Source organism: Corynebacterium sp. CTNIH16, from assembly GCF_032821655.1.
Taxonomy (GTDB): domain Bacteria; phylum Actinomycetota; class Actinomycetes; order Mycobacteriales; family Mycobacteriaceae; genus Corynebacterium; species Corynebacterium marquesiae.
This window is the reverse complement of record NZ_JAVBIG010000004.1, coordinates 95091-120182: the sequence shown is the minus strand read 5'-3', so window position 1 is coordinate 120182 and position 25092 is coordinate 95091. Positions and strand designations below refer to the sequence as shown.

The following is a 25092-nucleotide window of genomic DNA, read 5'->3' as shown; positions in this document are numbered from 1 at the left end:
CCGGTGGTTTCGGTATCAATGACCGCAAAGACCGGCTTGCCCGGTGTGCGCGGGGCGTAGCGGTTCAGGAGGTTTGCTAAAAGCCCATAGCCCCAAGCCTAGAGGCCCATACCGACATGCCCGCCTAAACGCTATCGAACAGGTGCTGTTGCAAAGTTGGGGCAGTAGGAAGAGTGACGTGAAATAGTCACAGCCATGGGTATTTTCTCCGGTTGTCATTTCTCCCCGTGGCATCATTCTGTGGGCAGTGGGTGGTACTGCCGCTACGGGGTGGGCTACCGCGCTCTGGAGGAAATGATGACTGAGCGGGGCGTGCCGGTCGATCACACCACGATCTACCGCTGGGTCCAGAAATACGCCCCTGAGCTGGACAAGCAAACACGGTGGTACCGGCAGGTACCTTACTGGCAGGCTAGTTCCTGGCGGGTGGATGAGACCTATATCCGGGTCGGCGGCAGGTGGTGCTACCTCTATCGGACGATCACCGCCGGTGGCCAGACCCTGGACTTTTACCTCTCTCCGAATCGGAACGTGGCCGCAGCGAAGTGTTTCTTGGCCAAGGCCGTCAGATCAAGACAACAAGCAAGATGACTTGTTAACACCATCAAAAACAAAAGTACGAAAGCCGAGAGCGGGAGTTAGGATGTAAATCCCCGCACTTTTAATCCTCGACCGCTCAAGTTCAGAAAAACAAAGAAACCGGAGGTCACGAACCCTTTCGAGTTTGTTACCTCCGGTATTGCAGTTTGTTCAACTGCTCATGGTGCCCGGGGCGGGACTTGAACCCGCACGTTCTTATCGAACACTGGCACCTGAAGCCAGCGCGTCTGCCAATTCCGCCACCCGGGCAGGGTGTGGGTGTCTTAGCGACTTGATAAAGATACCACGAAGATCGCACTGAACTACAAATCTGCAGGAAAAGTGGATTATTTCGAGGAGGGGGTGGCGAAATTTCTGGGAACTTTCGCGTCGCCATCTACGTTTCGAGGGAGTGAACAAACTATACTGATCGCTACTGATCGCTACTGATCGCTGCATGGTGGAAAGGAGAATGGCTCGTGGCGTTTTTAGAAAAGCTGGCGAAGCTGGACTCCGCCATGCAACGCGGCCTTGATAACGGCATGGCCCTTGTCTTCGGCGGCAAGGTCGTTCCCGCGGAAATTGATGAGCTTTTGAAGCAAGAGGCTCAGGACAATCTTGCGCGCGGAGACGATGACAATCTTTATAGTCCGAACGTGATGACTGTAGGTGTCTCCTCCAAGGATTTGGAGAACTTGTCGCAGGATCGCAATTTGCCGGCCGATTGTGCAGACCAGTTGTCGCGCTTCATTCGCAATAGCGGATGGTCCCTCGCGGGCCCCGTGATCGTGCGAGTGGCAGAAGAATCTGGTTTGCGCACGGGTCAGCTTCGCGTGTCCTCGTTTATTGATCACGAGCCCACGGAAGAGACCGGATTTGAGGCTATTTTCCACGACTTTGATGGTCAGGAGGACCAGATGACCGAGCAGCACGAGAATACGGCTGATGACGCGGTAACTACCGCTTTCATTGCTCCAGATAGTCAACCCGCCCCGCAGCCACAGGGCCCCGCAGTCAACCTGATGCTGCAGGATGGCTCTTCACGCGTTTATCACGTGCAAGAAGGCTCCAATATTATCGGCCGCAGCAATGACGCGGACCTGCGCCTGCCGGATACTGGCGTATCCCGCCAGCACGCGGAAATCACCTGGAACGGCCAGGATGCGGTGCTGGTGGATTTGCAGTCCACCAATGGCACCACGGTGAATGAGACGCCGATTGATAATTGGCTGCTTGCCGATGGCGATGTGATCACCATGGGCCATTCCCACATCGAGGTTCGCATCACGGGCCTTGATTCGCACAGCTACTAAGTTCAGTTAAGGAAGGGAGGTCGCCATGGATGCAGTCATCATGCTGGCGCTTCGCATCGGCTTGTTGGCTCTGCTTTGGATTTTTATCCTGGTGGCCTTAAACGCCATGCGTCGCGATACCAATAAGTCCGCCGGCGCTATCCGCCAGCAGTCGAAGAAGGTGGGAGCACCGCGGCGTCGGGAAGCGATTAAGCAGCTGTCCATCGTTGAGGGCCCCTTGCAGGGATCCCATATGGAATTGGGCACATTGGAGGACTGCACGCTGGGCCGCGCCTCTGACTGCGACTTTGTCACGGGCGACGATTATTCTTCCGGCCACCATGCCCGGTTATTCCGCCGCGGTAGCGAGTGGGTCGTGGAAGATTTGGAATCTCGCAATGGCACCTTTGTCAATGGCGTGCGCATCGACCAACCCGAGGTAGTCGGCGCGGACTCCGAAATTAAGCTGGGGCGCACTACCGTGAGGTTGAACGCATGACACTGAAGCTGAACTTCTTTGCTAAGTCCGATCGCGGCCTCATTCGCGACAACAACGAGGACTCAGGCTACGCCGGTCCTCACCTTTTGATCTTGGCCGATGGCATGGGTGGCCACGCGGCGGGCGAGGTTGCCTCCGAGCTGATGGTCAACCACCTAGAAATTTTGGACCAAGATCCGGGCCAGGAAGACACCGCGGCGCTACTGGAAGCGGCCGCCGAACAAGCCAATGAGGCCATTAGTGATCACGTCAAAGCCCACCCAGAAACCGAAGGTATGGGTACGACGCTGTCCACCATGCTCTTCAACGGCACGGATTTCGGCGTCTGCCACGTGGGTGATTCCCGCGGCTACCTGTTGCGCGACGGCAAACTCGAGCAGATCACCAAGGATGATACCTACGTGCAATCCTTGGTGGATAAGGGCGAACTGGACCCAGGCGATGTCTCTTCGCACCCGCAAAAGTCCCTCATTCTAAAGGCCTATACGGGCCGCCCGGTCGAGGCAACGCTATTTACCCTCGACGCCAAGCCCGGCGACCGTATCCTGTTGTGCTCCGATGGGCTTTCTGATCCGGTAACAGCCTCCACTATTGAAACCGCACTGGGGCAAGGCAGCATCGAACAGGCGGGATCCGCGCTGGTAGACCTGGCCATCCGCTCCGGAGGTCCGGATAATGTCACCGTGGTTATCGGTGAAGTAACCGAGGAAAGCCCCCAGGAGCACGAACCATTCCGCGTAGGCGCCCTCGCCGGCCCTACGGAAGAACCAACCCATCCGGATTCTTCCGCCTCGCGGGCGGCACAGCTCTCCCGCAAGCCTCAAGTAATTCCGCCGGCCGTCATGGCCGATGGTGAGGAGGAGCGCCCCGAGCCAGCTGATGACGAAGCGGAGGACGAAACTTCCGGCCGAAAGATCGGCTGGAAGGTCCTCCTTGCTTTGCTCATCGTCCTCGCGCTGGTCATCGGTTTCGGTCTGTGGGCGAAGAACTTCTTGTCCAATAATTACTACGTGGCTACCAACGAGGCACAAGAAATCACCATCCAACAGGGTGCTGACTATTCCGTCTTTGGCAAGGAACTACACTCCACGCACCAAAACGTGTGCATTAATGACAGCAACTCGCTGCTATTTTCCAGCCAGCCGTGCGAGAGCGACTTCACGCCGCTGAAGGTCACGGACCTGCCGGAATCTGAACGCAGCGCCGTCGACCATCTCTCCACTGGTGATCTAGGTGAGGTGCAGCAACAGATCAATGATTTGGGCGATAAGGCGCTCAAACCATGTATCACTGCGCCGAGCCAAAAAGATAAAAAGGATGCCAAGAAAAACAAACCTGGCGTCACCTGCCGGGAGGTGTAGGTTGTGAAAAAGTTTTTTAGCCGAGGCACCGAACTCGGCCTGCTCATCCTAGCCGCCATCGTCTTTGCTATTACTTTGGTCAGCTTGGAGCTATCCCAAGACAACGCGCTGACCATGGATCTGGTTTATCTCATTGGCGGGTTCATTGGAGTCTTTACTGTCGCCCATTTGGTGATGTGCTTTTTAGCGCCTTATGCCGATCAGATCATGCTGCCCATCGTGGCGATCCTCAATGGCATCGGGCTCATCATGTTGGCCCGCCTGGATCTGGTCAATGAAAGCGGCCTCGCCGTGCGCCAGGTCATGTGGACCATCGTCGGACTCGTGCTCTTTGTGCTGGTCTTAGCTATTTTGAAGGATCACCGCTCGCTGACGCGCTACTCTTATATCTTGGGCGCCGCAGGCCTTGTTCTGCTGGCCCTGCCACTGGTATGGCCGCAGCCTGAGGACGTAGAGGCACGCATCTGGATAAACTTGGGCCCCTTTTCCATCCAGCCGGGTGAGTTCTCCAAGATCTTGTTGATCTTGTTCTTTGCAATGCTACTGACGCAGAAGCGCTCCCTGTTTACCGTCGCAGGCTACCGAGTATTCGGTATCTCCCTGCCGCGCCTTCGCGACCTAGCACCCATCCTGATCGTGTGGGCCATCGCGATCGTCATCATGGGCATTTCCAATGACTTCGGCCCGGCACTGCTGCTGTTTAGCACCGTCCTCGGCATGCTATTCATGGCCACCGGCCGTGTGAGCTGGCTACTTATCGGCGTCGTTCTCGTCGGCGTCGGAGGTTTTGGCATCTACCAGATTTCCTCCAAGATCCAGCAGCGTTTTTCTAACTTCCTAGACCCGCTGGGCAATTATGATGGCACGGGCTTCCAGCTTTCCCAGTCGCTATTCGGCATGTCTTCTGGCGGAATCTCTGGCAGCGGCTTGGGCGAGGGGCATCCAGAACTAGTTCCGGTGGCCCACTCGGACTTCATCCTTGCCGCAATCGGTGAGGAGTTCGGCCTCATTGGCCTAGCCGCCGTACTGGTGCTCTTCGCCATGCTGGTCACCCGCGGTTTCGGTACCGCTCTGCGCACCCGCGATACCTACGGCAAGCTGGTAGCATCTGGTCTTTCTCTTACCTTGGCCGTGCAGGTCTTCGTGGTCACAGGCGGCATCTCTGCACTGCTACCGATGACCGGCCTGACCACGCCATTCATGTCTGCCGGTGGTTCCTCTCTCATGGCTAACTATGTGTTATTGGCGATTCTGCTGCGGATCTCTAACGCGGCTCGTCGCCCCATGCAGGAGACCTCGAGCAATGCGCCGAGCGATACCTCCATGTTCCCGTCGGTCCAGGAGGCTCACCGATGAATAGATCCATCCGTCTAGTGTCGCTGTTCGCCATCATTTTGACGGCCATCTTGCTGGTCAATATGACGGTGATTCAGGCTTTTTCTGAAGATAAATATGCCCATAATCCGCGGAATATGCGCGGCTTCATGGAAATGCAGACCACCCCGCGCGGCCAGATCTTTGCGGGTAATACCGTGCTGGCACAGTCGACGCAGAACCCAGACGAGACCTACTCGCGCTCCTACCCCATTGATTCACCGGCCTTTGGCAACATAACCGGCTACTTGTCGAGCCAATTTGGTGCCTCGGAACTAGAGTCCTCCCAAAATGACATCCTCAATGGCACTGATGATTCTTTAATGAAGCAAAACTGGCTCGATGCTCTAGCCGATAAGCCGAAGCAGGGTGCCAATGTAGAGGTCACCATCGATCCTGCACTCCAGCAGGCTGCCTATGATCAGCTGGTGGGCCCAGGTTACGAAGGCTCGGCGGTTGCCATTCAGCCCTCCACCGGCAAGATTCTGGCTATGGCTTCCAACCCTGGCTATAACCCGAATGATCTGATGGGTGATTCCGCCGAGGATGTTTGGGCCAACCTGCAAGAGCAAGAGGGACAGCCGCTGGTCAACCACGCCGGTGCAGAAACGCTGCCTCCGGGTTCCATCTTCAAGATCATCACCACTGCGGCGGGCCTGAACAACGGCTTTAATCCTTCCTCCACCCTGACCGGTTCCAATGTCATTACCTTGCCAGACACGGTGACGGAGCTGACTAACTATGCCAACCAAAAGTGCAACGGCCAGGATGCGGTAACCCTGCAGACCGCCTTTGCACTGTCGTGCAATACCGCTTTTGTGGAGATGTCGGAGCAACTCGGCGCAGATGAGTTGCGCAAATATGCCAAGGCCTTTGGCGTAGGAGAAAACTATGACCTCGGTGTCTCCACCTCCGCCGGCACCTTGGGTGAATTGCCAGATGGGGCGGCCACGGCGCAGTCCGCCATTGGTCAGCGCGATGTCACCATGACCGCACTTCAGGCAGCCGTCATGGCGGGCACCGTAGCCAATAAGGGCACCCGCATGCAGCCCTACCTGATCAATCGCATTACCGACGCCCAGATGAAGGACATCCGCACCACCAAACCAAAGAAGGCGGACCAAGCGGTTAACGAGGAAACTGCGGCTACGCTTACTGATTTGATGTATGCCTCGGAGCGTTCCTCCGCTGGATATGATGGCAATGGCTTTGCTTCCAAGACCGGTACCGCTGAGCATGGCGAGGGCCTGGCCCCGCACGTGTGGTACGTCGCCTTCGATCCGGAGCGGGATATTGCAGTGGGCGTCGTGGTGAAAAATGGTGGTAACTTGGGTGAGTCCGCGACGGGCGGCAAGGTTTCCGGCCCAATTGGCCGCGCCATCCTGCGCGCATACCAGGGGGAGCAGTAATGAATAGCGCCGAGAATAAGGAACATCTCCAGGCACTGATTGGCAGCGACTACGAGCTGCAGTGGATCATCGGTCACGGCGGAATGTCCACCGTGTGGTTGGCCGATGATACCCGCAATGATCGTGAGGTAGCACTCAAGGTTCTGCGTCCGGAATTTTCCGATAACCAGGAGTTCCTCTCGCGCTTCCGCAACGAGGCGAAATCGGCTGAATCCATTCAGTCTGAAAACGTGGTGGCCACCTATGACTACCGCGAGCTAGAGGATAACGGCCGCAAGTTCTGCTTCATGGCCCTGGAGTATGTGCGCGGCGAATCCCTCGCGGACCTTTTGGCACGCGAAAATACGCTGCAAGAAGAGCTCGCTCTCGACGTCCTCGAGCAAGCGGCACATGGACTATCCATCATTCACCGCATGGAGCTAGTGCACCGCGATATTAAGCCCGGCAACTTGCTTATTACGCAAAATGGCCAAGTCAAGATCACGGACTTTGGCATTGCTAAGGCGGCTGCGGCCGTGCCGCTGACCCGCACCGGCATGGTGGTGGGTACCGCACAGTATGTATCGCCTGAGCAAGCACAGGGCAAGGACGTCACGCCGGCTTCCGACGTCTATTCGCTCGGCGTCGTCGGCTACGAAATGCTCGCCGGCAAGCGCCCTTTTACCGGAGATTCCTCCGTGTCCATCGCCTTGGCGCACATCAACCAGGAGCCAGAGCCGCTCTCAACGAATATCAGCGCTCCAGCCCGCGAGCTCATTCGCATCGCATTGCGCAAGGACCCCTCTACCCGCTACGCCGATGGCAATGAGTTCACTCTGGCCATCTCCGCAGTTCGCTTGGGCAAGCGCCCGCCGCAGCCTAAGTCTGCTCCACTAACGCAGCGCGCACCAGAACCATCGCCGTCTGCCTCGACGGAGATGCTGGGCAACGTCGCCCAACCCACCACGATCCATCCGGCAGCAGGAACCGCTCCGCAAAAGGAATCCAAGGGTGGCTCCTCTTTCCTGAAGGGCCTGGGTATCACCCTGCTCCTCGCAGCCTTGGCCGGCGGCGGTTACGCCGCCTATCAGAATTTGAGCGATAAAGAAGGAAAAAGCGAACCCTCCAGCACGCCGGAAACCTCGGTAGTTACGGAATACCGCGATCCCACCACCACCCCGCAGGACACCCCGGACGAAGATACAGCAGAGGCCCCGGCACCGGTGACGGTGACAGAGACCGAGCAGCAGGAATCCGATCAGGAAGAAGCCCCGCGTACGACTCACCGCGAGACACCCACGCGCCACTCGCCTACCCACCAGGAACAGCCCCCGGCCGTACCAACGCAACAGAATCCGCAGGATACGCACGTTGAAAACACACCTGAGCTGGATACTCCAGTAAACTCGCAGGCTAATGAGCTCCCCGGAGACTTGGCCGATCTACTTACACAGGAGGGTGACTAAGCGATGGTCAATGACCGCTATCGGAGAGGCGAGATCATCGGCGCCGGCGGCATGTCTGAGGTCTATGCTGCCGAAGACACCGTCCTAGGCCGCCAGGTAGCGGTAAAGATGCTCCGCCCGGAAATGGCGCGCGACGTCAACTTCCGTGAGCGCTTTTACCGCGAGGCCCAGAACTCGGGCAAGCTGAATCACCCCAATATCGTGGCGGTTTATGACACTGGTGAAACCGAGCTGGATGGCATGACCATCCCATATATCGTCATGGAGCGGGTCAACGGCCGCACCCTGCGAGATATCATTCGCGAGGATGGCGCTCTGTCCGCCCAGGAGGCGGCAGATATCCTCAAACCGGTAGCGGATGCACTGCAAGCCTCGCACGAGGCCGGGATTATTCACCGCGATATCAAGCCAGCAAATATTATGCTCACCAACACCGGCCAGGTGAAGGTGATGGACTTCGGCATCGCCCGTGCCTTGGATGATTCCACCTCGGCGATGACGCAAACTTCCGCCGTTATCGGCACCGCCCAGTACCTTTCCCCGGAGCAGGCCCGCGGTAAGAACGCGGATGCCCGCTCCGATGTCTATGCGCTGGGCTGTGTGCTCTACGAGGCGCTTACTGGCCATACTCCTTTTGAGGGCGAAACCCCCTTTGCGGTTGCGTATCAGCATGTGCAGGAAGAGCCGACGCCGCCGTCGGAGCTCATCGCGGATCCCTCGCTGACTCCTACCCAACGCGTCAATATCGATGCGGTAGTACTTACCGCTATGGCCAAGCACCCGGCGGATCGCTATCAGTCCGCTTGGGAGATGGCCGGCGATTTGGAGCGCCTGCGCAATGGGCAGGTCACCGCTGCAGCGCGCATGCACGTCAACGAGGAAGAAGACGAGCAGCCTACCGAAATGGTCGGCGCCGCCGCACCAGCTGCGGCCGCGCACCGCGCGCCAATCCAGTCCACCCGCCCCACCGAGGACGATGAGAATCAGGGTGGCGGCTGGATGAAGTGGCTGGCAGCCTTCCTGGCCGCACTCTTGGTGGCCATCGTGGGCTACTTCGCCTGGGACTTCTTCTCCAACGATAAAGGCTCTGAAGATAAGCCACGCCAGACCCAATCGGCCCACCAGGACAAAATCACCGTGCCAGAGGTGGAAAACCGCCCGCGCAACGAGGTGGTTAAGGAACTAGAAGACATGGGTTTGCAGGTCACCGTCAATGAGGAGGCCAACCCGGATATTCCACGCAATAATGCCATCCGCATTAATCCGGCCCCAGGCTCCGAGCTGCAGAAGAATGCCTCGGTGACCTTAACTGTTTCCTCCGGCAAGGAGATTACGGATGTCCCAGATATCACCGGCATGACCTTGGACGAAGCATCCCAGGCCCTCCAAGAGGCAGGCTTGGCGCTCAACTCCGATGTCTCGGAGGAAAACGACGACTCCCCAGCCGGCCAGATCATCAAGCAGGACCCGGCCGGCGGCACGCAGCTGTCCAAGGGATCGAAGGTGCGGGTGACGGTATCTAAGGGCGTCGAGAAGAAGCGCGTGCCCGATGTTGCCGGCATGGATGTCGAGGATGCCCAGAGCCGCCTAGAGTCGAATGATTTTGACGTAGACGTGCGCGAGGTAGATTCCTTGGAGCCAAAGGGCACGGTGCTTAGCGTCTCCAATCAGGGCGCGGAGCTGGAAAAGGGCAAGCCCGTTACCGTTGAGGTATCCAATGGAATGCTCTTTAAGGCCCCTGACCTGGTACGCAAGAATCAAGGCCAGGCTGAGGCTGCGCTGCGGGAGGCTGGCTGGACCGGCCAGTTCATCGTGGGCGAGCCGGCACCTACCGGTGCCTTGGTGGATGCCAATAAGATTGGCTGGGCGTCTGTGAACCCGGGCGATACCATGCGCAAGGATCAAAATATTGATATCCGCCTGTGGAACTTCGACCCCGCTGCACTTCTGCCGCAGCCATAACTGCTGGTATCCTAAGGCCTCAGTAAGAACTTAGATAAGAACTTAAATCTAGAAAAGGTATCTTATGCCGAAGTCAAAGATTTCCCAGAGCTCCTCCGTCCCTACCTCGAGCTCTGCTACCAACCGCACGCCCGTCAAGATTAATTCTGAGGGCACCCCGAAGTGGTACGTCGCCATCATGCTGGGTCTGATGGTCATCGGCCTGCTGTGGCTTGTGGTCAATTATCTCGCTGGCGAAGACATCCCATTCATGGCGGAACTCGGCCCTTGGAACTATGGCATTGGCTTCGGGCTCGCCATCATTGGCCTGCTGATGACCATGGGGTGGCGCTAAGCTAAACGCCACAGCCTATTCCCTCGCTTCCTACTTCCTGTAGGTGGCGAGGATTTTTCATATCTAGGAGCCACATGTCTCGCCATATTCTTGCTGCTGGCCTCATTATTGCGGTTGCCTACGCGGCCGTGCATATCGCGTTTGCCGACGCCACCCTCCTCACCGGCGCCGGTCCCCTCCGGCTTTCCGTGCGCAACTACCTTGGTAACGTCTTAGGCTCGGGGATGGTGTGGGGAATCTTTAGCTACCTCATGGGTAAGGATTTTCCGGGCCGGTGGCGCAAGGCACCCCTGGCCGGTACGGGAATCATCGTTTTGATGCTGGCGGTGCACTACGCGTTGCTCGTGTTCTTCAGGGTATATAACTGGCGCGAGGCATTCGAGTACAACGCCCAGTGGTTCCTCCTAGCGCTCATCTCTGGACCGGTACTGGGCCTAGCCGGTGCCGCCTCGGCACGGTTCCGTTGGTTTGACTATGCCGCCGCCCTTGGCTTCTTCCTCGAACCCGTCATAACCGGGCAGGTCCCCGGTAGCTCCTACCTGCCCCGCACCACGACCATTCCTGGGTACTTCGCCGCCGCGACTCTCTGGTTCATCGGCGCAGGCTTTTTCATCTGGCAGCGGCAAGCACGACCCAAGGCACAGCAGGATTAACCGTTAAGTGCGACCAGGAATACCACGGCGTTGTTTACGCAGTGTATGAGAAACGGTGCAGTGAGGGATTTAAACCACAGTCGCGCAATAATAAGTGATGTGCCAGCAAAGATTAAGTAGACCACCACCATAGGGATGCCGTGCATTACCGCAAAAATGGCCACCGTTAGAGAAGCAGCTATGGCAGTTGGCATTTTTCCTTGCAACCAATCAAAAAGAACTCGCCGGAAGACAACTTCTTCGATAAGGGGAATGACCACTGCACCGCACACGACCGCGAGCACAGCAGCAACAGGACTGATGTCTATGCCTTCAGCGATACTTGAAGATTTTTGCTCGGTACCGAATTGCCATCCAATCACTCCCGTAGCCGCGCCACCGCCCAGCAGGGTAAGAGGTATCCACCATAGGAGGTGCCAAAGCGAATGTGTACAGGGAAGAAAGCCGAAGTCGCGGCGGGACCAGCCAAGACGTCGATAGAAGCCGTACCATAAAATGCCCAACCCGCTAATCGCGCCGCCTAGTGAAACTCCCAGGGCAATCCAGGAACTATCCCCGCCGCAGGCCAGCCCAAAGGCAATTCCGACAATCGCCGCACCGGTGAACATGGCAGCTACACTTGCTGCCGCCCACGCCATATGCACGCCTCTGACCGGAGGGTGAAGCTGAGAATTCTTCAACGTTATAGTCATACAGCCTAGCGTTCCATCCCCAGTCTCATACTTGTGGATGAATTTATTTGTGAGCTAAGCGCTTCCTCCGCTGCCCACCATCCCGGCATACCGTGCACGCCAGCGCCGGGAGCGGCGGAGCTAGAGGCCATGAAGACTCCCGGCGCGAGACGGTGCGGATGGGTTGAAAGGCGTGGTCGCAGGAGGGTTTGCAGCCCAGTCATGGCGCCGCCGGCAATATCACCGCCCACCAGATTGGGATTCCATCGCTCCAGATCGGCCGGGCTCGTAGCGTGGGTCGACAGGATGGTATCGCGAAATCCGGGGGCAAAGCGCTCGATCTGGGCAGCAATCAGCTCGGTGACCTCACCCGGATAGCGCTCCACATAGCCGCGCGGGACATGCGCATAGGTCCACAGCGTTTGCCCTCGGGAGGGGTCGGCAACAAATTGCTGACATGCTAATACCAAGGGTCGCTTAGGCATACGCCGCTTGCCGACGTCCCCCTCAGCCCCACATATCTCCTCCAAGGTGCCACCCACATGCACGGTGCCGGCCTGACCCACGCGCGGATCGGCCCACGGGACGGGTTCGCTGAGATGGAAGTCCACTTTGAAGACGGCGCTGCCATAGCGCCAGCGCGCCAGGCTCCGCCGAGTGCCGCCCCGCAGTTCCAGACCGCCCAGCCGCATTATCTGGCGCGGGGTCAGGTTCAGGATGGTCGCATCGGCCTGAGGCAGCTCCCGCAGATCGGTGACCTCGCATCCGGTGTGGAGGCGGGCATGGTGGGAGCGGAGGAGGTTAAGGAGGGCGTCGATAAGAGCACCGGTGCCACCCTCCACCACGGGCCAGCCGCGGGTCATGCCTAGCCCGCCAAAGAGCAGGCCGAACGCCGAGGTCAAAGGCGAGGTGGGCGAGGTAATCGCATGGGCCGCGCTGCCTGCAAAGAGCGCGCGGGCCTGGGGTGTGCGAAAGGCCGCCCCCGCCAAGCTGCTGGCGGACAAGACTCCGGCCGCGCCAAATTGCACCAAGCGCACGGGTCTTTCGGGCCAACGCACCAACGGGGTAAGCGCATTGTCCACATGCTCATCGATGTGGCGGACGATGTGCCCGTGCAACCGCCTCCACGCCTGGGCATCGGCTCCCAAATCCGCCGCCGTGTCCGCCAAAGAACCGTGCAAGATCCCGGCCGGCGCGCCTTCTAGCGGATGGGCCATGGGATAAGGCGCATTGCGCCACCGCAGACCGTGGGCTTCCAGGTCGAGGGCGCGAAAGGCCGGGCTCGCTACACCAAAGGGGTGCCCGGCCGCGCCGAGATCCACAATCGTGTCCGGGAAAATCTCCGTAGACGAAGCTGCTGCACCACCGGCCCGGCCGGCGCGCTCGTAGATATCCACACTCCATCTGGCCATAGCCAAGCGCGCCGCGCCCGTGAGTCCATTCGGGCCTGCGCCGACGATCACAGCGCGAGGTTGATAATCCACAATGCTCCTTATGCAGGTCAATGCCCAAATTTATCAGTCTTGTTAACACAATGGGTAGAAAGTTATCCACAGGCTGTGGAGAAAACCTGTGAAATGTGAATTTCACACAATTATTAACACCCTGTGGATAACTGTTTTCACGGGCTTCCACAAGCTGATTTTCACACTTTCACACGGCCCAGACCAGCGCGATTAGGGAAAACTCCGGAAGGACGTTCGGTAAATTACAAAAATGTAGTTATCCACAATGTGGATAACCATTGTGGAATTCTTTCGCACACGCTTTCCGGTGATCAAATTCCACAGTTATCCCCAAAACCCAGCTTGGTGGGCTAATAGTGCGAGGACTACCGCGGCCACCGCAGCAACGCCGCCCCAGCGGAGGGTGGGGCTTTTTCGATAGAGGAAAAGGCTCAACACGATGCCTGTGCACAACCCGCCAAGGTGTCCCCACAGGGATACGCCATCGGCTAGAAAGGTATAGGCCACATTCGCCAGAACGAGGGCGATGGGCGCGCGGAGATCGAGCCCGCGCTGGCGGTAAGCGCCTACGAGCATGGCCATGAGCGCGAAGAGCGCACCGGAAGCGCCGACGGTGGGGGTATTGAAGTCGAATTTCAAGATCATGGCGGACGCACCGAGGCAAGAAATGAGGTAGGCGGCGAGGTACAGCGCAGTGCCAAGCGCCCGCTCCACTTCCCTGCCTATGAGCAAGAGCATGACCATATTCACCGCCAAGTGGCCCGCGTCTAGGTGCATAAACTCCGAAGACAGCGCAGCCTGAGGGCGGAAGGGATAATCCGGTCCCCACAGGCCCCAATCCGCTGCGAGCGGGGAATCATAGAAGGTGGCTCCTAGCGTGCGAGCCTGCACCGCGGTAATAAGCCAAGCAATGATGCAAACGGCGGCAATGAGCGCGGTCGCCGGGGTAGCGCGGATATAGTTTCTCACCATGGTCATGAAGTTGTCAGTCCTTGGGGCGGGTCTAGCGGTAGATTGCTTGGGGTAAAACTGCAACGAGCCCGCCGCCGCACGGAAATGCGGTGACGGGCCCGAGGGAAAAAGCGATTACGCGATATCGATGGACTCGATAACAACGTCCTCGTGCGGACGGTCCATGCGGTCGGTATCAACCTTGGCGATCTTGGACACAACCTCCTGGGAGGCAGCATCGGTAACCTCACCAAAGATGGTGTGGTGGTTGTTCAGGTGCGGGGTCGGCGCCACGGTGATGAAGAACTGGGAGCCGTTGGTGCCTGGGCCGGCATTGGCCATAGCCAGCAGGAATGGGCGGTCAAACTGCAGCTCCGGGTGGAACTCGTCCTGGAACTGGTAGCCCGGGCCACCGCGGCCAGTGCCGGTAGGGTCGCCGCCCTGGATCATAAAGTTATCGATGATGCGGTGGAAGATTGCGCCATCATAGAACGGGCCGGACTGCTCGCCCTTTGCGTTCTGGGTGGAGTAGTCCTTCTCGCCCTTGGCTAGGCCAATGAAGTTTTCAACGGTTACCGGTGCGTGGTTACCGAAGAGATCGATAACAATGTCACCGTAGTTGGTATGCATCGTTGCAGTTGCGGTCTTCTGAGTCATGCCAGCCATTGTAAAGAATTTAACGCGCGCCTGCCGCGCATGACATAACGCTGTCAGCGATCGCGCTAGCCTGAAGGCATGATTCGCGCGCTACTTTTTGATCTGGATGACACCTTGCTCGACCACACCGGCGCGGCCCGGGACGCAGTGGATCAGTGGTGCCGCGAACTCGGACTGCCCGAGGGCCAGCATGCGCGGTTCGCGGCCATTGAACGAAAGTGGTTTCAAGCCTATGAGCGCGGCGAGGTCTCCCACCACGGCCAGCGGTCGGCGCGCTGCCGCGAATTCCTCGGCCGAGAGATGAGCGATGCCGAGGCGCTGGCCGCCTACGACGGCTATCTTTCCGCCTACCGGGAGCAATGGCGCGCGTTTGCCGACGCCCTGCCCACCCTCACCTGGGCCCTCGAGTCCGGCTTCCAGGTGGGCGTTCTCACCAACGGCGAGCGCGAGATGCAACAGGCCAAGCTGGAGGCGACAGGCCTTGCGCTTGCCGACGTCCACCTCATCCCCACCGTCGACCTCGGCTGCCCCAAACCGCAGCGCGCGGCCTACCTCGCCGCCTGCGATCAGCTGGGTGCGGCCCCCGCGGACACGCTGATGGTGGGCGATTCCCTCACCAACGATGTGCAGAGCGCGCGCACGGCGGGTCTGCATGCGCTCCACCTCGACCGTGCGGGCGATGGGGATCTGCGCTCGCTTAGCGCGTTGAAAGAGGTTCTCCCCCGAAAAGCCAGCTGACCACGATGGCGCCCGGATCGATAACTCCCTTGCTGCGATCTCCCAGGTAGGAAGCGCGGCCCTTCTTTGCCGCGAGGTCCTCGGTGTCGAGGGCTCCGGCATGGGCAGCATCAAAAAGGGCCTGCAAAGTCTCCGCATCCGGATCCTTCGCGCCTAGTTCGCGGGCCTTTTCGGCGGCCGGGATGAGGGCATCGAGCATGGTGCGATCGCCGCGCTTCGCGCCACCAAGCTCGTGGATGAGGTCGGCCGCGTCATTGAGCCCATCCGCCAGCGACTCCGCGCGGGCCAATTCATTAAAGAGCGTGCCGAAGACGGCTCCGGAAGTACCGCCGGCGAGGACGAGCAGGCGTTTGGCTAGCCCGGTGAAGATTTCAGTATCCGTGCCGCGCAGGGGAAGCTCGATGCCGCTGAAGGCCGCCTCCATGTTCTGGCCAAAGTCGCCGTCGCCGGCCCTGCGATCCAACTCAGTAAGTGCCGCAAAGGAAGCTTGAAGGCGTTCCACAAAGGCGGTGAGCCACTGATTCTCCTCACCCTCGGTAGGCAGCTCATCCTGGAAGGTGATGGTGGCCGGTTCCACCGCCTTCGCACCGCCCAGGGTGTGTGGCCAGGCTGGGGCACCTGTGGGGGCGTCGATAAGCTCGAGCAGCTCCGCATCTGCCTTGAGCAGCGTAAAAGAAGCGCCGTGCATATTGACTGCGGTGACGTAGGAGCCCACCAACGACCGGGCGACGGTGACGCCGCGCTGGGAAAGCTGCGCGGAGGCCTCGCCAAAGAGCAGGCTCAGCTCCAGCGGGGTGGTGCCGCCGAGGCCATTGACCAGGCACACCACCTCATCGCCCTGGCCCAGCTCAAGGGCGGGCGCGATCTTATCCAGGACCTGGCTCACAATGGCGCTCGCGCTACCCACCTGCTCGGTGTGCGTGCCCGGCTCGCCATGAATGCCCACGCCCACCTCCATCTGGCCGGCATCCAGATCGAAGGTTTCGCGGCCGGTGGTCGGCATGAAGCCGGCGCCCAGCGCCACGGACATGCTGCGGGAATTCTCTGCGGCACGCTTGCCCAACTCAGCGACTGTGTCCACGTCATCGCCGCGGTAGGCGGCGGCGCCTGCGACCTTTTCCACCAGGATGGTCGCGCCCGTACCGCGGCGGCCGGGGCCGTCCTCGTTGCCATCGGTGGCAATATCATCGGCCACCAGTACCGTGCGGGTGTCTACCGCCTCGGCGGCGTTGCGGGCGACGGTGAAGTTCATGACGTCTCCGGTGTAGTTCTTCACCACGTGGACTACTCCCCTGCCCTGGTCAGCCCACTGGGTGGCCTCGCTTACCTGGACCGCGTTCGGGGAGGTAAAGAGCAATCCCGGGCAGGCCGCTGCGAGCATCCCCTGGCCGACAAACCCGGCATGCATCGGTTCGTGGCCGGAACCGCCACCGGAAATCACCGCCACTGCCGGATCACCGTCCGCGGTGCGCAGCGGCGTGGAGCGGCCAATGAAGCCAACGTCGTGCCAGCGAGCATCGGGGTGGTTGGCGATGAGCCCAGCAAGGGCGTCGGAGAGAAAAGTGTCTTGACTATTGCGGAATGCGGAGTGGTTCATACCCCCACGCTAGTGATGTTTCTTACCCGGAAGCTAGGAGGAGGAAAGAAACATATCGGTTCCATTCGGACACCCAGTGGATTCGCAGCTACTTTGCAGTTTGCGGAGGATACTAAAGGAACCACTAAGAAAGGATCCGCACATGGATTTCTTGTCCTCCCTCCACAACCTCATGGACGCAGGCTCGCTGCTCCAAAGCTTTGGACCTTATATCCTCCTCGGCGTCGCCGTCGTCATCTTCATCGAGTCCGGCGTGCTTTTCCCATTCTTGCCAGGTGATTCACTGCTCGTTACCGCGGCCATCTTGCGCCACGAACTCGACATCAACGCCTGGCTGCTCTTTGTCGTGGCCGCGGTGGCCGCCTTTGCTGGCGACCAGGTGGGCTTCTACTTGGGCCGCCGCTTTGGCCGCAAGCTTTTCAAGGACGATGCCCGCATCCTGCGCACCGAACACCTTGATAGCGCGGAAGACTTCTTCCAGCGCCATGGCCCGGTGGCCCTGGTATTGGGCCGCTTCGTGCCGATTGTGCGCACCTTCGTCCCCTTCGCCGCCGGCACCGCAAAAATGGACTACTCCTCCTTCCTGCGCTGGAATATCCTCGGCGGCGTGGGCTGGGTAGGTTCCATGCTGCTCGTCGGTGTCCTGCTGGGCGGTATCCCGGGCATTGCCCACTCCATCGACATCATCATGCTGATCGTGGTGGCAATTTCCGTGCTGCCGATGATCATCGGCTGGATCAATAATCGCCGCCAGGAAAAGCGCGAAATCCCGGCCGCGTAAGGACCTTTTGTCCATCACTCAGCCGGGATTGCGGTGCGATTAGGGAGGATTTAGAGGGACTCGCGCACCTCATCGCGAGCCAGCACCATATTGCGCAGGGAGGCCTCGGTCTCCTCGTAGCCGCGGGTCTTCAGGCCACAGTCCGGGTTAACCCACAGGCGCTCGACCGGCACGTGCTTGAGCGCGGCGCGGATGAGCTCGGCCATCTCCGCTACGGAAGGCACGCGCGGGGAGTGAATATCGTAGATGCCCGGGCCAATTTCAGAGTGGAAGGTCTCGTCGATATCCTCCAGCAGCTCCATGCGGGAGCGGGCCGCCTCGATAGAGGTGACATCGGCATCCAAACCGGCAACGGCATCAATGATTTGGCCGAACTCGGAGTAGCACAGGTGGGTGTGGATCTGGGTGGTCGGCTTGGCCTCGAGGGCTACCAGGCGGAAGGAACGCACGGCCCAGTCCAGGTACGCCTTGCGGTCTTCCTCACGCAGCGGCAACAGCTCGCGCAGGGCCGGCTCGTCGATCTGAATGATGTCGATGCCGGCCTCTTCCAGGTCATGCACCTCATCCGCCAGCGCGACGCCGAGCTGGTCCGCGGAGACGGACTGGTGTACGTCATCACGGACGAAGGACCAGGCCAAGATGGTCACCGGACCGGTGAGCATGCCCTTGACGTGGTGCTCCGAGAGCGACTGGGCGTACTTGGACCACTCGGTGGTCATCGCAGCCGGGCGGGAGATGTCACCAACCACGATTGGCGGACGGGTGCAGCGGGAGCCATAAGACTGGACCCAGCCGTTTTCGGTGGTGACGAAGCCATCGAGCAGCTCGGCAAAGTACTGGACCATGTCATTGCGCTCCGGCTCGCCGTGAACGAGGACATCGAGGCCGAGGCGCTCTTGCAGCTCAATGACGGACTTGACCTCGTCCTTGAGGGCGGCGTTGTAGTCGGCGTCGGAAAGCTCGCCCTTGCGGTGCGCCGCACGCGCCTGGCGGATCTCCTTGGTCTGGGGGAAGGAGCCGATAGTGGTGGTTGGCAGCTGCGGCAGGCCGAGTTCCTTCTGCGCCTCGTTGCGCTCAGCAAAGGCAGGCTCGCGCTTGACCTCGCCGGCCGGTAGCTTCTCGATGCGCGCCTTGACCGCCGCGTTGTGGATGCGCTCGGATTCGGCACGGGTGCGCACTGCGCGGTCGCTGATGCTATACGCCTCCGGTGCCTCCAGCGGGCCTTGGGACAGGGCGACGACTTCCTTGACCTTCTCATTGGCGAAGGAGAACCAGGTGGCGACGTCTGCAGGCAGCTTGGTTTCTGCCTCCACGGTGTGTGGCACGTGCTGCAAGGATACGGAGGTCGATACAGAAAGGGAGTCGAGGCTGCTCTCTAGGTCCTCGTACTTGGAGCGCAGGTCGCGCAGGTTGGCGGCCCAGACATTGCGGCCGTCGATAAGGCCGGCAACCACGTGGGACTTCAGGTTCTTCACGCGATCGAGGTAGCCCTCATCGAGTGCCAGGGTGCCCACGGAAAGGTCCACCTGCACGGCCTCCGGCTTGAGCTCGGCCAGGACCTCGAGGCCCTTGCGCGCAGAGCCATACGGGGTGGTGAGGTATACCTGCGGACGATTGTCCGCACCCAAAATTGCCTCATAAGCGCGCTTGGTGTGGGCGGCCAGTTCCTCATCATTGGCGATGGTCAGGTCCGCTACCAGGGCAGGCTCGGCCAACTGTACCCACTTCACGCCGGACTTATCCAGCTCAGCCAGTACCTCCTGGTAGGCCTTGACGGCATCATCCAAGCGGTCGAGCGGAGACTTGGTAGCACCCTCTGCCTGCTTAGACAGGGCCAGCAGAGTAACCGGGCCGACGAGGTATGGGCGCACGGTGTGGCCTGCCGCGCGGGCCTCTTCTACCAGCTTGATAACGCGCTGCGGGTGCGCCTTGAAGTCCTGGTCATCGGCGATTTCCGGGACGATGTAGTGGTAATTGGTATCGAACCACTTGGTCATCTCCAGCGGCGCGGTGTCCTTATTGCCGCGGGCCAAGGTGAACTCATCATCCAGGGTCTCGCCGGCCACGGCACCAACGGTCAGTGCGGTCTCGAGCACTTGGTCGTAGTAGGCGACGTCGGCAGGAATGGCGTAGTCCTCAGTAAGTCCCAGGTCGCGCAGGCGGTTATAAGTATCCAGGCGCAGGGAATGTGCGGCGGACTCGAAGGTTTCCGCATCGATGCGGCCGGCCCAGTAGGATTCCAGCGCACGCTTGAGTTCGCGGTTAGCGCCGACGCGAGGGTAGCCCTCAATCGTCGCCTTGGGGAAGTTAGTGTTCGTCATTGTCTACTCCGATTCGAGATAACAGGTCTTGCGTAATGTCCGGGTTGTTGTGGGTATAGATATGGAGGCCGTCCGCGCCGCCGGCCACGATGGTGCGGGCCAATTGGGCGGTAAGCTCCATGCCGATTTCGTATTCCTCTTCTGGGGTTGTCGCTGCCGCGAGCTGAGTGCGTACCCTCTCGGGTACGGTCAGCCCGGACAGCTGCCCCATTCGCTCCAACCGGCGCAGGCTGGTCATGGGCATAATCCCCGGAATGAGGGGGATCTTCACCCCGGCTAGCTTGGCTTTTTGGGCGAAGCGGAGGAAGTCCTCGGCGTCAAAGAAAAGCTGGGTGATGGCAAAGTCCGCGCCGAGGCGCTGCTTATTGAGCAGGACGTCGAAGTCTTCGTCCTCATTCTTGGATTCGGCATGGCCGCTGGGATAGCACGCCACGCTCACCGCGAGGCGGCCGGCGGCGAAGCGGGCCGCCTGATGGCTTTCTAGCTGACGGATGAGGCGAACCAGCTCATCGGCATGTTGCAGGTAGTGCTCGGGCATGCCCCCTTCGGGGAGATCGCCGCGCAGGGCCAGCAGGCCGCGCACGCCGGCATCCACCAAGCGATTAATCCACCCGATGAGCTCGTCGCGTGTCCCGGCCGTGCAGGCCAGGTGCGCCAGGGGGCGCATAGAGGTGTTCTGCGAAATCTTCTCAATGAAGGCCGCGGTTCCCTCCAACCAACCGGAGCGCTGGGAACTGGTCACCGCGATGTAATCAGGGTGATAGCTTTCCAGGACTTCTAGTAACCGGTCGATCTTGGCGGCATCGGCATCGTGGCGCGGCGGGATTACCTCAAAGGAAAGGGCAAGGCGCTCGGGCGCATGTGCTTCCTCTTCACTTTCATAGTCCAAGGGCGCGGAAGCCGAAAGTCGCGGGCTCATGGTCACCTCCTTTGCTGGTCGTCGTTGGTGTGTTGAGAAAAACGTACCAAGCTGTTCAGTTAGCGCGGTAGCGATTGTGCAATGGTGATACCTTTGCAAGCCCGCAAACTGCGAGGTTAGCGAAAAATTAGGTGAATAATAATCGTTGATTCTGAACCAAGCGGTCTATTTCTAGCGCGTACCCGCTGTACGCCACGACGCGAACGGTGGTACACCAACCACCACGTCACTATGCTGGGTGAAAGCGACTTGATAAATCTGAGTTAAGGAGTGTCCCACCCCATGAACCCCACCACACTGAAGGTGGCCTTTAAGACCGCATCGAACCTGTGGAGCCAGTTCAATAACTACCGCGAGGAAAAGTCCCGCGAGGCCTACACCGCCCTGGAAGAGGCCGCACAGAAGATGGACGAGCGCGATAACGGCACCTTCGCCGAGCCGCGCCGTCAGGCAGGCGCCGTCACCCGCGCCGCACACTCCCGCCTCGAGCGCGCCCTGGAGGAGTTCAACGACTACCGCGAAGACGCCACCGAGCGCCTGAACGACGCCAAGGAAGAAGCCACCAAGAAGGCTAAGAAGGCCCGCAAGCAGGCCAAGAAGGATTCTCAGAAGGCCCAGAAGAACCTCAAGAAGAAGTCCGCAAAGGTAGCCAAGAAGCAGAAGAAGAATAAGAAGTCCTCTAAGGGCTGGATCTTCGCCGGCATCATCGCCCTGCTGTCCGCTGCAGCCGGTGGTGCCTACTACTGGCTGCGCTCCAACGACAAGCCGTCCCAGACCCCGCCACGCGTGGACGACTTCCAGTCCGATTCCCACACCGCTCCGGAGTCCACCTTGGTCTACACCTCCACCAGCGAGAATGACACCCAGTCTGACCTCGTTGAAGAAGGTGCCGTACGCGATGAGGAGCTCCTCGGCTCCATCGATGAGCAGCTGGCCAAGCACCGCGAGGAAGAAGCAGCTCAGCCGGCCGATACCACCCGCGTTACCGATGACCACCAAAACGAGGGCAAGCACCGCCTGTAAACCGAGGAATAAATACGCTTACCACCCCGCCGTGGGGGTATGCGTAGCGTTGTCTAGATCTCATTGCTTTGCCTAAACAAAAATCTCTTGATTGAATCCCCACATTAGGGATCTTTCTACAAGGAGATGAACAATGAGCTTTGAGTCCCTCACCGTCAAGCTCAAAGACGGCTCAACGTACTACTTCCCGGCGGGTGCGGTGTCCAAAGACCCTTCCTCTCGCGTGGATAATCTGCGCTTCGCCATCGATAACGGAACCACCTTCCACTCCGTGGATGAGGCCGGCATCGAGCGCGAGTTCAACGGTCACGACGTCCGCAATTACCACCTAGCCTAAGCGTTAGCACAATCCCTTCCCTGCAGGTCACCGGCTTGTACGGAAGGGATTTTTCGCGTGCCCACCCCACGCTACGGCCCGCCGTCTATCGTGGATCTTATGGAACTTCGCGCAACCCAAGAATCTGACCGCACCTACCTCGCCCGACTCAACTTCCTCACCGATACTTTCGGCGACGAGCACGGCGAGCTCTCCCCCGATTTTGCCGATGATTTTGCCTTTTACGTGGAAAATTGGGAGCCCAATCAGGGCGGCTTCATCGCATGGGAGGAGCTCGTCCCGGCTGGCGGCGTGTGGCTCAACTGGGGTACGGAGGATAACCACGGCTTTGGCTTTGTCGAGCCCGCCATTCCGGAGCTCGCCATCGCGGTCGAGGCCCGCTATAAGGGCCAGGGCATTGCCACCGCGCTTATCGACGCCGCCATTTCCCTCGCCCAGACCCTGCGCGCCCCCGGCATCTCGCTAGCCGTCCACCCCGATAATCCTCGCGCCAAAGGCCTATACGAGCACCTTGGCTTCGAGTACGTAGGCAGCCACGAGGATCACTTTGTGATGGTCAAGCGCTTCTAAAGCGAACGCAGGCGGGCGTGGGTGACGTAAATCGGCTCGTTATCCACGGCCGTCTTAAACTCCTCGGTCAGTCCTGCCATAACCGCCTCGCGCGCCTCTTCGCGGGTGCTGTGAAAGCTCACAACCTCGCCATCCACTGCGGACTCGCCGCGCTTGCGCACTACAACGAATTCCGCGCCCTCCGGCGCCGCAACTTCCTTGTCTGCCGAGGTAAAGGGATCACTGTAGCGAGCGTTGGCGGTCATGGTTGGTCTCCTAGTGGTATCGCGGGACGGTAATGATTCCCCATTCACTGTACTGAAAGTTTCTCCCCCGCGACCTTGCAGACTTCCACCCTCTTCTTTCGCTGTTCACGATTTTCGTCCATCTAAACCGGCACAACCGTCGACGGAAACCACGGTTTGTATGGACGAAAGTTGCGATCGCAGCCAATTCGACCCCTGAACCCCACCACGTAGAAAAAGTCCGGCCCCTCCGAAGAGGAAGCCGGACTTCATGCTGTGGAGCATAGGAGAATCGAACTCCTGACCTTCTGCTTGCAAAGCAGATGCTCTACCAATTGAGCTAATGCCCCAGTGCCTAGATACTTTACTACCGCAGCCGAAGTAACTACAAACCGCTCCCAACCTGAACCGCTCAAATCACTTTGGCCACTTTAGGCATGTCCTATCACTTCCGTAACACGCAGGCGCTAGGGTCATGGGCACATCGTGTCCACTTTCCCTCATCCTTAGGAAAACTATGCGTCGCATTCTCACCTCCGCCCTCACCGTGCTCGTCGCCGCTGCCGTTCCAGCGGCCGCTAACGCACAGTTGCCGCAGATTCCACAGCTGCCTGTGTCCTCCAGCTCGAATTTCCAAGACGAAATCAACCATCGCATCGATGACGCCCGCGCACAGGTCGAGGACATCACCTCCAAGGCCTTCCCACAGAAAGCTCCCAAGCAAAAGGCGCCTACCCCAGCGAAGAAGACAGAGCCGCGCAACAGTAGTGGCGTCGACTGTGCCAATTGCGTAGCTATCACCTACGACGACGGCCCAGGTGCCGAGACCAACCGCCTGCTGGACAAACTCAAGGCCAAGAACGCACACGCAAGCTTCATGGTGATCGCCCCCAGTGCTGAGCAGCACCCCGAGCTCCTCAAACGCATGAAGGCCGAGGGCCACACCATTGGAAACCACACCAAGAGCCACCGCCAACTCAACACTCTGTCGCCTGAGCAGGTATCCCAGGAAATCGATGCCGGCAACGCCGCTATTAAGAAGGCCACCGGCCAAAGCACGCGCTGGGTACGCCCGCCCTACGGCGCTACCAACGCCACCGTGGATCAGGTAACCCGAGATAAAGGCGTCTCCCAGGCGCTATGGGACGTCGACACCGTGGATTGGAAAGACCGCAACTCTGAGCACGTCTGTTCCTCGGCCGTGCAGGGTGCCCGCGCCGGCTCCATCGTCTTGATGCACGATATCCACCCCACCACCGTGGATGCCGCCGATTGCGTTATCGATGGCCTACGCGCCAAGGGCCTCGAACCCGTGAGCTTGGATCGCCTCCTGCGCACCCCTGTGCCAGGTAAGCGCTACTATGCTCGTGGTTAATGATTGATTTTGCCCTGACTGCCGACGCCGTCGCTCCCCAACTCCTCGGCTGCACCCTCACCCATGCCGGGGTGAGCATCCGCCTCACTGAGGTCGAGGCTTACCTAGGTGCCGAGGACTCCGCGGCACACACCTTCAAAGGCAAGACCCCGCGTAATGCGGCCATGTTCGGTCCGCCGGGCAGGTTCTACGTCTATATTTCTTACGGCATCCACCGCAACGTCAATATCGTCTGTGCCCCTGAAGGCTCTGGCCAGGGCTGTCTGCTGCGTGGCGGTGAAATCATCGAGGGCGCCGACACCGCCTTCGCCCGCCGTGGCACCTCTGATTTTCATAACCTCGCCCGCGGACCTGGAAACCTCGGCAAGGCCCTCGGCTTCACGCTCGAAGACAACCACCAACCAATACAGATTGTCGAGCGAACCACCGAACCAGAATGGGTGTGCGGACCGCGCATCGGTATCTCCAAAAACAAGGAAGCCGCCCTACGGTTTTGGATCCCCTTCGATAAAACCGTCTCGAGCCGCCGCGGCTATCCCAAGAAATAGCCCTGC

Annotated in this window: 24 protein-coding genes, 2 tRNA genes and 1 pseudogene; 17 read left to right on the top strand and 10 right to left on the bottom strand. The window is 59.6% G+C overall.

Going from position 1 to position 25092, the window contains the following annotated elements:
* Positions 1-195 precede the first annotated feature (195 nt).
* Positions 196-573, top strand: a pseudogene (locus RAE04_RS05375) (IS6 family transposase); the annotation flags it as partial.
* 188 nt (positions 574-761) lie between these two features.
* Here the strand turns inward: RAE04_RS05375 and RAE04_RS05370 are convergent.
* Positions 762-849: transfer RNA gene (locus tag RAE04_RS05370), tRNA-Leu, on the bottom strand.
* A 209-nt stretch (positions 850-1058) separates the two neighbouring features.
* Between RAE04_RS05370 and RAE04_RS05365 the strand changes: the two genes are divergently transcribed.
* From RAE04_RS05365 to RAE04_RS05325, 9 genes are all read left to right on the top strand, one after another.
* Positions 1059-1892 (top strand): DUF3662 and FHA domain-containing protein, encoded by an 834-nt coding sequence (locus RAE04_RS05365; RefSeq protein ID WP_005326268.1) that lies wholly within the window; start codon positions 1059-1061, stop codon positions 1890-1892.
* Between the two features lie 25 nt (positions 1893-1917).
* On the top strand, positions 1918-2370 hold the full coding sequence (locus tag RAE04_RS05360) for an FHA domain-containing protein (protein ID WP_005329668.1): 453 nt from the start codon (positions 1918-1920) through the stop codon (positions 2368-2370).
* Positions 2367-3731, top strand: a complete 1365-nt coding sequence (locus tag RAE04_RS05355) for a PP2C family protein-serine/threonine phosphatase (RefSeq protein ID WP_317026670.1) — start codon at positions 2367-2369, stop codon at positions 3729-3731. The genes RAE04_RS05360 and RAE04_RS05355 overlap by 4 nt, the downstream gene beginning before the upstream one ends.
* A gap of 3 nt (positions 3732-3734) precedes the next feature.
* Positions 3735-5087, top strand: a complete 1353-nt coding sequence (locus tag RAE04_RS05350) for an FtsW/RodA/SpoVE family cell cycle protein (protein WP_317026669.1) — start codon at positions 3735-3737, stop codon at positions 5085-5087.
* Positions 5084-6514 (top strand): penicillin-binding protein 2, encoded by a 1431-nt coding sequence (locus RAE04_RS05345; protein WP_317026668.1) that lies wholly within the window; start codon positions 5084-5086, stop codon positions 6512-6514. The genes RAE04_RS05350 and RAE04_RS05345 overlap by 4 nt, the downstream gene beginning before the upstream one ends.
* Positions 6514-7959, top strand: coding sequence for a serine/threonine-protein kinase (locus RAE04_RS05340; protein WP_317026667.1), 1446 nt, complete (start codon positions 6514-6516; stop codon positions 7957-7959). Before RAE04_RS05345 ends, RAE04_RS05340 begins: the two co-directional genes overlap by 1 nt.
* 3 nt (positions 7960-7962) lie before the next feature.
* Complete coding sequence (gene pknB / locus RAE04_RS05335; protein WP_317026666.1) at positions 7963-9921, top strand: Stk1 family PASTA domain-containing Ser/Thr kinase; 1959 nt, start codon at positions 7963-7965, stop codon at positions 9919-9921.
* 64 nt (positions 9922-9985) lie between these two features.
* A complete protein-coding gene (gene crgA / locus RAE04_RS05330) occupies positions 9986-10255 on the top strand; it encodes a cell division protein CrgA (protein WP_238801878.1) in 270 nt (89 codons plus the stop codon).
* A 74-nt stretch (positions 10256-10329) separates the two neighbouring features.
* Entirely contained in the window at positions 10330-10908 is a 579-nt protein-coding gene (locus RAE04_RS05325; RefSeq protein ID WP_317026665.1) for a hypothetical protein, read from the top strand.
* Here the strand turns inward: RAE04_RS05325 and RAE04_RS05320 are convergent.
* From RAE04_RS05320 to RAE04_RS05305, 4 genes are all read right to left on the bottom strand, one after another.
* Positions 10905-11600, bottom strand: a complete 696-nt coding sequence (locus RAE04_RS05320; protein WP_317026664.1) for a CPBP family intramembrane glutamic endopeptidase — start codon at positions 11598-11600, stop codon at positions 10905-10907. The genes RAE04_RS05325 and RAE04_RS05320 overlap by 4 nt on opposite strands.
* 5 nt (positions 11601-11605) lie before the next feature.
* Entirely contained in the window at positions 11606-13063 is a 1458-nt protein-coding gene (locus tag RAE04_RS05315) for an NAD(P)/FAD-dependent oxidoreductase (RefSeq protein ID WP_317026663.1), read from the bottom strand.
* Positions 13064-13369: 306 nt separating this feature from the next.
* Positions 13370-14023 carry a rhomboid family intramembrane serine protease gene (locus tag RAE04_RS05310; protein ID WP_286688556.1) on the bottom strand — a complete coding sequence of 218 codons (654 nt, stop codon included), beginning with the start codon at positions 14021-14023 and terminating at the stop codon, positions 13370-13372.
* A 108-nt stretch (positions 14024-14131) separates the two neighbouring features.
* Positions 14132-14662, bottom strand: a complete 531-nt coding sequence (locus RAE04_RS05305; protein WP_005326254.1) for a peptidylprolyl isomerase — start codon at positions 14660-14662, stop codon at positions 14132-14134.
* Between the two features lie 69 nt (positions 14663-14731).
* On the opposite strand from RAE04_RS05305, the gene RAE04_RS05300 reads away from it, so the two are divergent.
* Positions 14732-15391, top strand: coding sequence for an HAD family hydrolase (locus RAE04_RS05300; protein ID WP_317026662.1), 660 nt, complete (start codon positions 14732-14734; stop codon positions 15389-15391).
* Here RAE04_RS05300 and RAE04_RS05295 read toward each other — a convergent pair.
* Positions 15351-16988: a dihydroxyacetone kinase family protein gene (locus RAE04_RS05295; RefSeq protein ID WP_317026661.1), complete on the bottom strand. Its 1638-nt coding sequence runs from the start codon at positions 16986-16988 to the stop codon at positions 15351-15353. The two genes, RAE04_RS05300 and RAE04_RS05295, sit on opposite strands and share 41 nt — an antisense overlap.
* Positions 16989-17130: 142 nt before the next feature.
* Here RAE04_RS05295 and RAE04_RS05290 point away from each other — a divergent pair, with 142 nt between their 5' ends.
* On the top strand, positions 17131-17769 hold the full coding sequence (locus RAE04_RS05290; protein ID WP_284811814.1) for a DedA family protein: 639 nt from the start codon (positions 17131-17133) through the stop codon (positions 17767-17769).
* Between the two features lie 50 nt (positions 17770-17819).
* Here RAE04_RS05290 and metE read toward each other — a convergent pair whose 3' ends face one another.
* Together metE and RAE04_RS05280 are read right to left on the bottom strand one after the other, a co-directional pair.
* Positions 17820-20090, bottom strand: a complete 2271-nt coding sequence (gene metE / locus RAE04_RS05285) for a 5-methyltetrahydropteroyltriglutamate--homocysteine S-methyltransferase (protein ID WP_317026660.1) — start codon at positions 20088-20090, stop codon at positions 17820-17822.
* Positions 20077-21009: a methylenetetrahydrofolate reductase gene (locus tag RAE04_RS05280; RefSeq protein WP_179387196.1), complete on the bottom strand. Its 933-nt coding sequence runs from the start codon at positions 21007-21009 to the stop codon at positions 20077-20079. Before RAE04_RS05280 ends, metE begins: the two co-directional genes overlap by 14 nt.
* 282 nt (positions 21010-21291) lie before the next feature.
* Here RAE04_RS05280 and RAE04_RS05275 point away from each other — a divergent pair, with 282 nt between their 5' ends.
* The 3 genes from RAE04_RS05275 to RAE04_RS05265 all read left to right on the top strand — a co-directional run bounded on the left by RAE04_RS05275 (position 21292) and on the right by RAE04_RS05265 (position 22939).
* Positions 21292-22032: a hypothetical protein gene (locus RAE04_RS05275; protein WP_317026659.1), complete on the top strand. Its 741-nt coding sequence runs from the start codon at positions 21292-21294 to the stop codon at positions 22030-22032.
* 133 nt (positions 22033-22165) lie between these two features.
* The gene (locus RAE04_RS05270) at positions 22166-22369 is read left to right on the top strand and encodes a hypothetical protein (RefSeq protein ID WP_005326240.1); all 204 of its coding nucleotides are present in this window, start codon (positions 22166-22168) and stop codon (positions 22367-22369) included.
* Between the two features lie 99 nt (positions 22370-22468).
* Positions 22469-22939 (top strand): N-acetyltransferase, encoded by a 471-nt coding sequence (locus RAE04_RS05265; protein ID WP_317026736.1) that lies wholly within the window; start codon positions 22469-22471, stop codon positions 22937-22939.
* On the opposite strand, the gene RAE04_RS05260 is transcribed toward RAE04_RS05265, so the two are convergent.
* On the bottom strand, positions 22936-23184 hold the full coding sequence (locus RAE04_RS05260) for a hypothetical protein (RefSeq protein ID WP_049378424.1): 249 nt from the start codon (positions 23182-23184) through the stop codon (positions 22936-22938). The two genes, RAE04_RS05265 and RAE04_RS05260, sit on opposite strands and share 4 nt — an antisense overlap.
* A gap of 256 nt (positions 23185-23440) precedes the next feature.
* A tRNA-Ala gene (locus RAE04_RS05255) sits at positions 23441-23513 on the bottom strand.
* A gap of 167 nt (positions 23514-23680) precedes the next feature.
* Between RAE04_RS05255 and RAE04_RS05250 the strand changes: the two genes are divergently transcribed.
* Positions 23681-24538 (top strand): polysaccharide deacetylase family protein, encoded by an 858-nt coding sequence (locus tag RAE04_RS05250; protein ID WP_317026658.1) that lies wholly within the window; start codon positions 23681-23683, stop codon positions 24536-24538.
* Positions 24538-25086, top strand: coding sequence for a DNA-3-methyladenine glycosylase (locus tag RAE04_RS05245; RefSeq protein ID WP_317026657.1), 549 nt, complete (start codon positions 24538-24540; stop codon positions 25084-25086). Before RAE04_RS05250 ends, RAE04_RS05245 begins: the two co-directional genes overlap by 1 nt.
* Positions 25087-25092: the final 6 nt, after the last annotated feature.